Source organism: Listeria sp. MAN/IMW/UF555 (assembly GCF_058684075.1).
In genome coordinates this window covers 376,797-389,419 of sequence record NZ_JBZWZS010000001.1, presented here as the reverse complement: position 1 = coordinate 389,419, position 12,623 = coordinate 376,797, and the positions used below count along the sequence as shown (strand labels likewise).

The following is a 12,623-nucleotide window of genomic DNA, read 5'->3' as shown; positions in this document are numbered from 1 at the left end:
TTATTATAGGTATAGACATGCTCTAAGAAGTGTATCAATTGGAGGATTTATGATGTTTAAAAAGCTATTTCGACAAGATGAAAATATATTAAATAGTGAACTTGCAGAAGATTTGCCAATTCCACGTCACGTCGCAATTATAATGGACGGAAATGGGAGATGGGCAAAAAAACGTTTCTTACCGAGAATTGCAGGGCATAAAGAAGGTATGGATGTTGTTAAACGAGTTACACGATATGCAAACGCGATAGGCATTGATGTTCTTACACTCTATGCTTTTTCAACTGAAAACTGGAAACGACCTACAGATGAAGTGGATTTTTTAATGAAACTACCTGTAGAATTTTTTGACTCTTTTGTACCAGAGTTGATAGAAGAAAATGTTCGTGTTAATGTGATGGGGTATCGAGAAAATTTGCCTGAACACACAATGCGTGCAGTAGAAAAAGCAATTGCGGATACAGCTCATTGTACAGGTCTTACGCTTAATTTTGCGCTTAACTACGGTGGACGTTCAGAAATTATCACAGCAGCAAAAGAAGCGATGAAAGAACTTGTTTCAGAGGGCAAATCATCTGAGGACTTAACAGAAGAATTACTGAATGATCATTTAATGAGTCACGGTCTTGGGGATCCTGATTTATTAATTCGTACTAGCGGGGAACTGAGATTAAGTAATTTTATGTTATGGCAACTTGCTTATAGCGAATTTTATTTTACAGAAACACATTGGCCTGATTTCTCAAAAGAAGATTTTTTACAGGCGATTATTGAATATCAAAATCGGTCGCGTCGTTTTGGAGGGCTCTAGGGAGGAAAAAAGATTGAAAACGAGAATTATTACTGCAGTTGTTGCGCTTATATTTTTTATTCCATTTGTTGTTTACGGGGGAATTCCATTTGAATTATTAAGTATTTTACTTGCAACTATTGCGTTATATGAAGTGCTTGTAATGACGAAACAACGAATTTTTTCGATGAATGGAATAATTACCTTACTATTAATGTGGTTAGTTGTCGTGCCAGATAGATATTTGGACTTTTTAGATAAACTGCATATTACTGAAATGGAAGTTATTTTTATTTTAATGGCACTTTTACTTGCTAATACGGTGTTTTCTCGCAATAAATTCCATTTTGATCAAGTTGGAATTTGTATGGTTGCTGCTTTTTATACTGGATTTGGGTTCCATTATTTAGCACTAACTCGGGAAGCTGGATTAATGTATGTCCTTTTTGCATTATTTATTGTGTGGTCAACCGATACGGGGGCTTATTTTATTGGGAAAGCAATTGGTAAGCATAAATTAGCACCAAATGTTAGTCCTAATAAGACGGTAGAAGGTTTTGTCGGTGGGATTGTTTGCGCACTTGTAATTGCAGGAGGTTTTTATTATTTTGCAGAACTACCAGGAAATATAGCACTTGTTTTAGCGCTTCTAGTATTTTTATCTATTTTTGGTCAACTGGGAGATTTAGTAGAGTCAGCCTTGAAACGATTTTACGGTGTTAAAGATTCTGGGAAAATCTTACCTGGACATGGCGGTATTTTAGACAGATTTGATAGTTTGTTATTCGTATTACCTCTGCTACATATACTTCAAATTATTTAATTGGAGATGGGATAATGAAAAAAATTATTTTACTGGGCGCAACTGGTTCTATTGGAACGCAAACACTTACAATTATTCGAGAAAATCCGGAAAAATTTCAACTTGTTGCTTTTAGTTTTGGACGTAATATTGAGCGCGGCCGGGCAATTATTCAAGAATTTAAACCTAAAATGGTAGCTGTTTGGCATACGAGAGACCGTGTGACACTGGAATCTGAATTTCCTGATGTGAAGTTTTTTAATGGTTTAGATGGACTTAGAGAAGTAGCAACATATCTAGATGGGGACGTTCTTTTAAATGCTGTTATGGGGAGTGTTGGGTTATTACCGACTCTAGATGCTATTGAAGCTGGTAAGGCAATCGCTATAGCAAACAAAGAGACACTTGTTACAGCAGGACATTTAGTTATGCAAGCTGCAAAAGAAAAGAACATTTCACTACTACCTGTTGATAGTGAACATTCTGCTATTTTACAAGCATTAAACGGTGAAAATCGGGAAAGAATTGAGAAAATCATTCTAACTGCGAGTGGTGGTAGTTTCCGAGATAAAACGCGGGAACAACTTAGCGAAGTTACAGTAAAAGAAGCTTTAAAACATCCTAATTGGAACATGGGTAATAAATTAACGATTGATTCAGCTACGATGTTTAATAAAGGCTTAGAAGTAATGGAAGCGCACTGGCTGTTTGGTGTGGATTATGACGATATTGAAGTAGTCATTCAGCGTGAAAGTATTGTTCATTCTATGGTTCAATTCGTGGACGGAAGCTTTATTGCGCAACTAGGCACACCGGATATGCGGATGCCTATTCAATATGCGTTAACTTATCCCGATAGACTTTCTATTCCATACGAAAAAGAATTCCGGATTACTGATTTTTCAGCACTTCATTTTGAAGAAGTGAATTATGAAAGATTTCCGGCATTGAAACTCGCGTATAATGCTGGTAAAATAGGTGGAACAATGCCGACAGTTTTGAATGCGGCAAATGAAATTGCTGTTGCTGGCTTTTTAAATGGGCAAGTCGCTTTTTATAATATTGAAGCGCTTGTTGAAAATGCAATGAACCGTCATACTAGTATTTCTAATCCCAACTTGGATACTATTTTACAAGTTGATCAAGAAACACGAGCGTATGTAAAGACACTTTTATAGAGGTGAAGCTATTTTGACAACTATTATTGCTTTTATTTTCGTTTTCGGACTGATTGTATTTTTCCATGAGCTGGGTCACTTCTTGTTTGCAAAACGAGCTGGCATTATGGTCAAAGATTTTTCGATTGGCTTCGGACCGAAAATTTTTGCTTATCGAAAAAAAGAAACACAGTATACCATTCGCTTACTACCAATTGGTGGCTATGTACGAATGGCTGGGGAAGATGGGGAAGAAATTGAGCTAAAACCTGGTTACCGAGTAGGGCTTGAATTAACTCCAGAAGAAACTGTTAGCAAAATTATCGTTAACGGTAAGGATCAATATGTCAACGCCCAACCGATTGAAGTTTCTCTATGTGATTTAGAGAAAGAACTATTTATCGAAGGCTATGAAGACTATGACGACACAAAGAAAGTTCGGTACCAAGTAGAACGTAATGCACTTGTTATTGATGGTAAAATCGAAACGATGATTACGCCATATGACCGTTCTTTTAATGCAAAATCTTTAGGAAACCGGGCGATGACTATTTTTGCGGGCCCGCTGTTCAACTTTATTTTAGCAATTTTAATTTTTACCGCACTTGCTTTTGTTCAAGGTGGGGTCCCGAGTACCGATAATACACTTGGTAACATAATGCCGGATGGGGCAGCTGCACAAGCCGGTCTAGAAAAAGGAGACGAGGTTCTTTCTATTAATGGTAAAGAAACAAAGTCTTGGACAGATATTGTTCAAAGTGTTTCTGAAAACCCGGGAAAAACACTTGATTTCAAAATAGATCGCGATGGAAAAACACAAGATATTGATGTGAAACCGGCGACGCAAAAAGAAAATGGTAAAGAAGTTGGGAAAATTGGAGTAGAAACACCAATGGACACTTCATTTACTGCTAAAATAACCAATGGCTTCTCGCAAACATGGAATTGGATTGTTCAAATATTTACGATTCTGGGTAACATGTTTACTGGTGGATTTTCACTGGATATGCTAAATGGGCCAGTTGGTATTTATACAAGTACGCAACAAGTAGTTCAATACGGATTTATGACCGTGTTAAACTGGACTGCTGTTTTAAGTATTAACTTAGGAATTGTTAACTTATTACCGTTACCAGCACTTGATGGTGGACGCTTGATGTTCTTCTTATACGAACTCGTTCGCGGGAAACCAATCGATCCTAAAAAAGAAGGTATTATCCATTTTGCCGGATTTGCACTTTTGATGGTTCTGATGATACTTGTGACATGGAACGATATACAACGAGCATTTTTCTAAAAAGAGAAAGACTAATAAAGGGAAAAAGGGGTGTTTTAAATGCGTCAAACGATGACATTTATACCAACATTAAAAGAAGTTCCAGCTGATGCGGAAGTAAAGAGTCACCAATTACTTCTTCGCGCTGGTTTTATTAGACAAGTAGCGAGTGGGATTTACAGTTATTTACCACTTGCGACATTAACATTAAGAAAAATTGAAGCAATTGTCCGCGAAGAATTAGAAGCAATTGGCGCTGCAGAAATGCTTATGCCTGCGCTTCAACCTGCGGAACTATGGCATGAATCTGGTCGTTGGGCTGATTATGGTCCAGAACTAATGCGTCTAAAAGATCGTGCCGCTCGTGATTTTGTGCTCGGACCAACCCATGAAGAATTGATTACGTCCCTTTTACGTGATGAAATTAAATCTTATAAACGTTTACCAATTACGTTATATCAAATCCAAACAAAATTCCGTGATGAAAAACGTCCTCGCTTCGGTCTATTACGTGGACGGGAATTTATTATGAAAGATGCGTATTCATTCCATGCGACAAGTGAAAGCCTAGATGAAACATTTGAGCTAATGCACCAAGCTTATTCTAATATCTTTAGTCGTTGTGGCCTTGAATTCCGTTCTGTTATTGCAGATTCTGGTTCAATTGGCGGAAACGAATCCAAAGAATTTATGGCATTATCTGATATTGGCGAAGATACCATTGCTTATAGCGATGCTTCTGATTATGCAGCAAACACAGAGATGGCTCCAGTTTTATATATGGAGAAAAAATCGCATGAACTTGAGAAAGAACTTGAAAAAGTAGCAACAGAAAATCAAAAAACTATTGCTGATATTGTTGAATTTTTAGAAGTTCCTATTGAGAAAACAATGAAATCAATGCTTTATCAAGTAGATGAAGAAGTGATTATGGTCTTAGTTCGTGGTGACCATGAAGTAAATGATATTAAAATTAAAAATGCTTTAGATGCAACAAATGTCGAATTAGTAGACCCAAATGTTGCGTTTGAATTACTCGGTGCTAATTTTGGTTCCCTAGGGCCAATCGGTGTTCCTGAAAAAATTCGTGTCTTTGCTGATAATGCAGTAAAAGATATTGTTAATGCTGTAGCTGGAGCAAATGAAGATGGTTATCATTATGTTAATGTTAATCCAAATCGTGATTTTGAAGTTACAAGTTATTTTGACTTGCGTATGATTCAAGCAGGCGATTTGTCTCCTGATGGTCAGGGCGTTATCAAGTTTGCAGAGGGTATTGAAGTTGGTCATATTTTCAAACTTGGTACTAAATATAGTGAAGCAATGAATGCGACTATTTTAGATGAAAACGGCCGTGCACAACCAATTATTATGGGTTGCTATGGTATTGGTTTATCTCGAATTTTATCTGCTATTGCTGAACAATCCAATGATGAAAATGGCCTTGTATGGGATAAGCAAATTAGCCCATTTGATTTACATTTAATTCCTGTTAATATGAAGAGTGAAGAGCAAGTTGCATTTGCAGAATCACTTTATGACTCGTTACAAAAAGCAGGATTTAGCGTACTAATAGACGACCGGACTGAACGTGCTGGCGTTAAGTTTGCGGATGCTGACTTAATCGGTCTACCAATTCGTATTACGGTTGGTAAAAAAGCCGCAGAAGGTATCGTTGAAGTGAAAATTAGAAAAACAGGCGAAATGATTGAAGTTCGTCAAGATGAGCTACTAAATACGCTACCAATTCTTTTTGGAGATAAATAATTACTGATACAATTGTGCCAGATGAAACTCCACTCGTTCCATGTGAAAACGGGTCATGAGGGACATCTGGCTTTTATAAATTTGGATAAAGGGGTGTTATTCGGAATGACTGCAAAAGAGGAAGAAAAACAAGAACGATTTCAGCTGTTAATGACACAAATTGGTTTACAAGATGTAACTACTTACGAAGAATTCACGAAAGATGCTAAAATCGAAAAATTAGTCGCCGATAAGAAAAATAAAACTTGGCAATTTCATTTACACGTACCACAAATTTTCCCAGCTGCACTTTTTCATATGATGGATGTTGGAATGAAGCGTGCATTTAGCCAAATTGCAGAAACAGAAATGCAAATAGTTCCGGAAAATCAGACGATTAACGAAACACTTATTCAAGAGTATTGGAACTTGATTGTTGAGCCCATTGGAAAACAGTCACCAATGATTGGGAAACTTTTAATGGAGCAAAAGCCTACGTTCAAAGAGCCGCATTTTATTGAAGTAGCGGTTCATAATGATATGGAAGAAGCGACAATTCAACAACGATTCCAAGCGAAAATTATCGAAAACTACGGAAAAGCCGGTTTTCCACGACTAGCAATGAAAATGCATATGCTAGATCAATCAGAAACCGATGAATATAAAGCTTTTGCACAGGCGAAACAAGAAGAAGACCAGAAAAAAGCCGCAGAAGCTGTCCAAGTAATGCAAAAACGTCAAGCAGAAGGACAAAATGGCAGTGCAAATGCAGCGCCACTTACCGGTCCATTTCAAATTGGCTATAAAATCAAGGATGATGAAGAAATCAAACGCCTTGGTGATGTCTATGATGAAGAACGTCGTATTACTGTTCAAGGGCTCATCTTTGCAACAGAAATTCGTGAGCTTCGTAGTGGTCGTAGTCTTTTGCAATTTAAAATTACCGACTATACTAGTTCGATGATTATAAAAATGTTTTCGCGTGATAACGAAGATGCAGCCATGTTCCAAAATTTGAAAAAAGGCATGTGGGTGAAAGTACGAGGCAGTGTTCAAAATGACACCTTTGTGCGCGATTTAATTATGATGGCTCAAGACATCAACGAAATTGCTGGAGTGAAGCGTCTTGATACTGCCGAAGAAAAACGTGCAGAACTTCATCTCCATTCACCGATGAGTCAAATGGACGCGACTTCATCAGTTGATTCACTGTTTAAGCAAGCAGCTGATTGGGGTCATAAAGCAATTGCTATTACCGACCATTCCGTTGCGCAATCTTTCCCAGAAGCATACGGAGCAGGTCAAAAATATGGCTTAAAAGTAATTTTTGGTATCGAAGCAAATCTTATTGATGACGGAGTACCAATCGCATATAATGATCAACATATCGCTTTAGAAGATGCAACCTACTGTGTATTCGACGTTGAGACTACAGGTTTATCCGCTGTTTATGACACCATTATCGAGCTTGCAGGCGTAAAAATGAAAAACGGCGAAATTATTGATAAATTTGAAGCGTTCATCGATCCGGGGCATCCACTTTCAGCAACTACGATTAATCTAACAGGTATTACGGATGATATGGTAAAAGGATCTGATCCGATTGATGTTGTATTAAAACAATTCAGGGAATGGAGCGGCGACGACATCCTTGTTGCCCACAATGCTTCTTTTGATATGGGCTTTATTAATACCGCTTATGAAAAAGTTGGGCTTGAAAAAGCAAAGAATGCAGTTGTTGACACATTGGAGTTAGCGCGTTTCCTTTACCCGCACTTTAAAAATCATCGTTTAAATACGTTAACAAAGAAATTTAATATTATTCTTGAACAACATCACCGGGCTGTATTCGATGCTGAAGCAACCGCATATTTAGCTTGGAAACTAATTAAAGATGCAAAAGAAATGCACGATATTGAATTTCATGATTCCTTAAATGACTATATGGGAGAAGGCGATGCATACAAACGCGCTAGACCTTTCCATGCAACAATTTATGCGCAAACAGATGTAGGCTTGAAAAACCTATTTAAATTAATCACTATGTCGAACATTAACTATTTCTACCGAGTACCACGAATCCCTCGCTCTCAGCTGAAAAAAATGAGAGAAGGCTTAATCATTGGGACAGCATGTAGTCAAGGTGAATTATTTGAAGCAATGATGCAAAAAGGAATGCAAGCTGCAGAAAAGGTAGCCGAATTTTACGACTTCATTGAGGTTCAACCTAAACCCGTATATGCTCCGTTAATTGAACGTGAACTTGTTCGTGATGAAAAAGCGTTAGAAGAAATATTAAAAAACATTGTCCGCGTTGGTGAAAAAACTGGAAAACCTGTCGTTGCGACTGGGAATGTGCATTACAAAGATCCAGTTGATAAAATTTACCGTAAAATTTTGATTCATTCACAAGGGGGAGCTAATCCTCTCAATCGTGCGGAATTACCAGATGTTCATTTCCGTTCTACAGATGAAATGTTGAAAGAATTCGCCTTCCTTGGAGAAGAAAAAGCAAAAGAAATTGTCGTAACAAATTCCAATTTAGTTGTCGATTGGATGGATGATTTAAAACCGATTAAAGATGAACTTTACACACCAAAAATTGATGGCGCAGAAGATGAAGTGCGTAATATGAGTTACGGGATGGCGCACCAATTATACGGTGAAAAATTACCGGAAATTGTAGAAGCTAGACTGGAAAAAGAATTGAAGAGTATTATTGGTCACGGGTTTGCGGTTATTTACCTTATTTCACATAAACTCGTTAAGAAATCACTTGTAGATGGTTATTTAGTAGGGTCTCGGGGATCGGTTGGTTCTTCTTTTGTCGCTACAATGACAGAAATTACCGAAGTAAACCCACTTCCACCACATTATCTTTGCCTGAATTGTAAGGATTCTGAGTTCTTTGATGATGGTTCAGTTGGTTCTGGTTTTGACTTACCTGATAAAGATTGCCCGCACTGCGGAACAGCTTATCAAAAAGAAGGCCAAGATATTCCTTTTGAAACTTTCTTAGGATTTAAAGGGGATAAAGTACCCGATATTGACTTGAACTTTTCAGGTGATTATCAACCTGTAGCACATGCCTATACAAAAGAAATTTTTGGGGAAGATTACGTTTTCCGTGCAGGCACTATTGGTACAGTAGCCGAAAAAACTGCATTTGGTTATGTTCGGAATTACGAACGTGATATGAACATGACCATCCGCGGGGCTGAGGTGGATCGCCTTGTTGCTGGATGTACGGGTGTTAAACGGACTACTGGGCAGCATCCAGGTGGTATTATCGTTATTCCTGATTATATGGATGTTTATGATTTTACTCCTGTTCAGTTCCCAGCAGATGCAACGGACTCAGAATGGAAAACAACCCATTTTGATTTCCACTCGATTCACGACAATGTGCTTAAACTCGATATACTTGGGCACGATGATCCGACCGCTATCCGGATGTTACAGGATTTAAGCGGTATTGATCCGAAAACCATTCCAACAGATGATCCAGATGTGATGAAATTATTTGGTTCTACGGAATCGCTTGGTGTTAAACCAGCAGACATCGATTCAAAAACAGGGACGCTTGGAATTCCCGAATTTGGAACTCGTTTTGTACGACAAATGTTAGAACAAACAAAACCAACGACATTTTCTGAGTTAGTACAAATCTCTGGTCTTTCCCATGGTACCGATGTTTGGCTTGGAAATGCGGAGGAATTAATTAAAAATAAAACATGCGAATTACCAGACGTAATTGGTTGTCGTGATGATATTATGGTATTTCTAATTTACCAAGGATTAGAAAGTTCATTAGCCTTTAAAATTATGGAATCTGTCCGTAAAGGAAAAGGTTTAACCGAGGAAATGGAAGAAGCAATGATAGCAAATAAAGTGCCGCTTTGGTACATTGAATCTTGTAAAAAAATCAAGTACATGTTCCCGAAAGCCCATGCCGCTGCTTACGTTTTAATGGCGGTTCGGATTGCTTATTTCAAAGTACATCACCCATTATATTTTTACGCGACTTATTTCACCGTTCGTGCCGATGATTTCGATTTAACATCGATGGTAAACGGGAAAGAAGCGGTAAAAGCTACAATGAAAGAAGTAAACGACAAAGGTATGGAAGCTTCAACGAAAGAGAAAAACTTACTAACTGTTTTAGAAATTGCGAACGAAATGCTTGCTCGTGGTTTCCATTTCCAAAAAGTCGATTTGTATAAATCGTCTGCTGATGAGTTTATTATTGATGGAGACTCACTTATTCCGCCATTCAATGCGATTCCAAGCCTTGGAACCAACGTAGCGAAACAAATAGTTGCCGCTCGTGAAAATGGGGAATTTTTATCCAAAGAAGACTTACAACAACGCGGAAAAGTATCAAAAACGATTATTCAGTACATGGATGACCAAGGATGCTTGGAAGGATTGCCTGATCAAAATCAGCTGTCATTGTTCTAAAAATGGGCAAAACTTGCTTGTAGTCACAATTTGTGATAAACTTATTTAAGAAATACTACGATAACTCAGCCAAGCGTGGGCCAATGCCCACGCTTTCGTTTTGCAAATCTGTCAAAGAGTCACCTGTGGCAGAAGTAGGGGACGAATTAGCTGGAAAAGCGTATCTCTTAAGGAGGCTGAAATGAGTAAAGTACTAGAACAAGTAGAAGCAATTGTTGCGCCAATCACGGATGAACTTCAATTGGAGCTTGTAGACATTGCGTTTGAAAAAGAAGGTCCAAACTGGTTTTTGCGAATTTTTATTGATAAAGATGGTGGCGTGGACATTGATGAATGCGCAGCTGTAAGTGAAAAAGTTAGCGAAAAAATGGATGAATCTGACCCAATTACACAAAATTACTTTTTGGAAGTTTCATCACCAGGGGCTGAACGTCCGCTGAAGAAAGAGCAAGATTTTGAAAATGCGGTAGGTAAATATGTCCATGTGACTTCTTATGAACCAATTGATGGTCGTAAAATGTGGGAAGGGACGCTTGTTAGTTATGACGGCACGACACTTGTCATTACTATCACAGATAAAACACGCAAAATCACTTGTGAAATTCCAAAAGACAAAGTAGCCAAAGCAAGACTCGCAATTCAATTTTAAAAAGCAAAGAATAAGGAGCTGAATAAAAAATGAGCACAGAATTATTAGATGCTCTTCATGTGTTAGAACATGATAAAGGTATTTCAAGAGAGGTTTTAGTGGAAGCGATTGAAGCTGCTCTTACTTCTGCATATAAACGAAATTTCAAAGATGCACAAAACGTACGCGTAGATTTAAATATGGAAAACGGTTCTATCCGTGTATTAGCTAGAAAAGAAGCGGTAGAGCAAGTATTTGACTCTCGTCTTGAGATTTCGATGGAAGAAGCGCACAAACTGAATCCAGTATACAAACCAGGTGACGTCGTGGAACTTGAAGTAACACCGAAAGATTTTGGACGTATCGCTGCTCAAACAGCGAAACAAGTCGTTACTCAGCGTGTTCGTGAAGCGGAACGTGGCATCATTTATGATGAGTTCATCGACCGTGAAGATGATATTATGACTGGTATTGTTGAACGTCAAGATTCTCGTTTTATCTATGTAAACCTTGGTAAAATCGAAGCCATTTTATCTCAAAACGAACAAATGCCAAACGAAACTTACCATGCACATGACCGCATCAAAGTGTATTTAACAAAAGTAGAAAAGACTACAAAAGGACCACAAATCTTTGTATCCCGTACACATCCGGGCTTACTTAAACGTCTTTTTGAAATGGAAGTACCTGAAATTTATGATGGCGTTGTAGAAATCAAATCAGTTGCTCGTGAAGCTGGAGATCGTTCAAAAATCTCTGTTTACACAGCAAATGAAGAAGTGGACCCAGTTGGTGCATGTGTAGGACCAAAAGGCGCACGTGTCCAAACTATCGTCAATGAACTTAAAGGCGAAAAAATCGACATCGTTGAATGGTCAGAAGATCCTTTCACATTCGTAGCCAATGCTCTTAGCCCTTCAAAAGTGCTAGATGTTATTGTAAACGAAGCAGACCAAGCTACAACCGTTATCGTACCGGATTATCAGTTATCACTTGCAATTGGTAAACGTGGTCAAAATGCCCGTTTAGCAGCGAAATTAACTGGCTGGAAAATCGATATTAAAAGCGAAACAGTTGCAACTGAACTAGGCATCTATCCTCGTAATGACATAGAAGCACCTGTTGTTGAAGAAGCAGAGAGCGAAACTTTTACAGAAGATGAAGAGTAAAAAGGAGAATTATCATGCGTAATAAAAAAATCCCCCTTCGAAAATGTATTATTACCGGTGAACGCTTGCCAAAAGGCGAACTTCTTCGTATTGCGTATTCGAAAGACGGAGCGCTTACGATAGATCCTACTGGAAAAGCCCCTGGACGCGGTTTTTACATTGTTAAAAATGTAGAAGCTTGTGAAAAAGCGAAAAAGAAAAACGCTATTTTTCATCAACTAAAAATGCCGGAACAAGAGTCCTTTTATGATGAGCTAATTGCTTATGTGAAGACTCTCGAGGAACCAACTAATGGATAAAAAAGCACTTTCCTTATTAGGCCTTGCTAACCGAGCACGTAAAATTACCACTGGTGAAGAATTAGTACTAAAAGCAGTTAGAAATGGGAAAGCGAAACTCGTTCTCATTTCAGAAGATATATCCGAAAAAACCGAGAAAACAATCCGCAACAAGTGTGAATACTACAATGTTGTCGTGAAAAAGGCCGGTACCCGGGAAATGATAGGGGGTGCAATCGGCAAAGATACACGTGCAATAGTTGCAATACTTGATAAAGGATTTGCTAATAAGTTAGCAGAATTACTCGGTTGAATC

General features: G+C 38.1%; 10 protein-coding genes. All 10 read left to right on the top strand.

What is annotated here, in order from left to right; genetic code table 11:
• Positions 1 to 52 precede the first annotated feature (52 nt).
• Entirely contained in the window at positions 53 to 811 is a 759-nt protein-coding gene (uppS, locus tag AC4PG8_RS01865; protein WP_003762040.1) for an undecaprenyl pyrophosphate synthase, read from the top strand.
• Positions 812 to 824: 13 nt separating this feature from the next.
• Positions 825 to 1,613 carry a phosphatidate cytidylyltransferase gene (locus tag AC4PG8_RS01860; RefSeq protein ID WP_070753202.1) on the top strand — a complete coding sequence of 263 codons (789 nt, stop codon included), beginning with the start codon at positions 825 to 827 and terminating at the stop codon, positions 1,611 to 1,613.
• 14 nt (positions 1,614 to 1,627) lie between these two features.
• The gene (locus AC4PG8_RS01855) at positions 1,628 to 2,770 is read left to right on the top strand and encodes a 1-deoxy-D-xylulose-5-phosphate reductoisomerase (protein ID WP_003762042.1); all 1,143 of its coding nucleotides are present in this window, start codon (positions 1,628 to 1,630) and stop codon (positions 2,768 to 2,770) included.
• 13 nt (positions 2,771 to 2,783) lie between these two features.
• Complete coding sequence (gene rseP / locus AC4PG8_RS01850) at positions 2,784 to 4,046, top strand: RIP metalloprotease RseP (RefSeq protein WP_492169960.1); 1,263 nt, start codon at positions 2,784 to 2,786, stop codon at positions 4,044 to 4,046.
• 39 nt (positions 4,047 to 4,085) lie between these two features.
• Positions 4,086 to 5,792, top strand: coding sequence for a proline--tRNA ligase (locus AC4PG8_RS01845; protein WP_033533071.1), 1,707 nt, complete (start codon positions 4,086 to 4,088; stop codon positions 5,790 to 5,792).
• 105 nt (positions 5,793 to 5,897) lie between these two features.
• Complete coding sequence (locus AC4PG8_RS01840; protein ID WP_492169959.1) at positions 5,898 to 10,232, top strand: PolC-type DNA polymerase III; 4,335 nt, start codon at positions 5,898 to 5,900, stop codon at positions 10,230 to 10,232.
• A gap of 181 nt (positions 10,233 to 10,413) precedes the next feature.
• Positions 10,414 to 10,881 carry a ribosome maturation factor RimP gene (rimP, locus tag AC4PG8_RS01835; protein ID WP_003762048.1) on the top strand — a complete coding sequence of 156 codons (468 nt, stop codon included), beginning with the start codon at positions 10,414 to 10,416 and terminating at the stop codon, positions 10,879 to 10,881.
• 29 nt (positions 10,882 to 10,910) lie between these two features.
• Positions 10,911 to 12,029: a transcription termination factor NusA gene (nusA, locus tag AC4PG8_RS01830; protein WP_185539959.1), complete on the top strand. Its 1,119-nt coding sequence runs from the start codon at positions 10,911 to 10,913 to the stop codon at positions 12,027 to 12,029.
• 14 nt (positions 12,030 to 12,043) lie between these two features.
• Complete coding sequence (gene rnpM, locus AC4PG8_RS01825) at positions 12,044 to 12,328, top strand: RNase P modulator RnpM (RefSeq protein WP_003752263.1); 285 nt, start codon at positions 12,044 to 12,046, stop codon at positions 12,326 to 12,328.
• The gene (locus AC4PG8_RS01820) at positions 12,321 to 12,620 is read left to right on the top strand and encodes a YlxQ family RNA-binding protein (RefSeq protein ID WP_003762050.1); all 300 of its coding nucleotides are present in this window, start codon (positions 12,321 to 12,323) and stop codon (positions 12,618 to 12,620) included. The genes rnpM and AC4PG8_RS01820 overlap by 8 nt, the downstream gene beginning before the upstream one ends.
• Positions 12,621 to 12,623 lie beyond the last annotated feature (3 nt).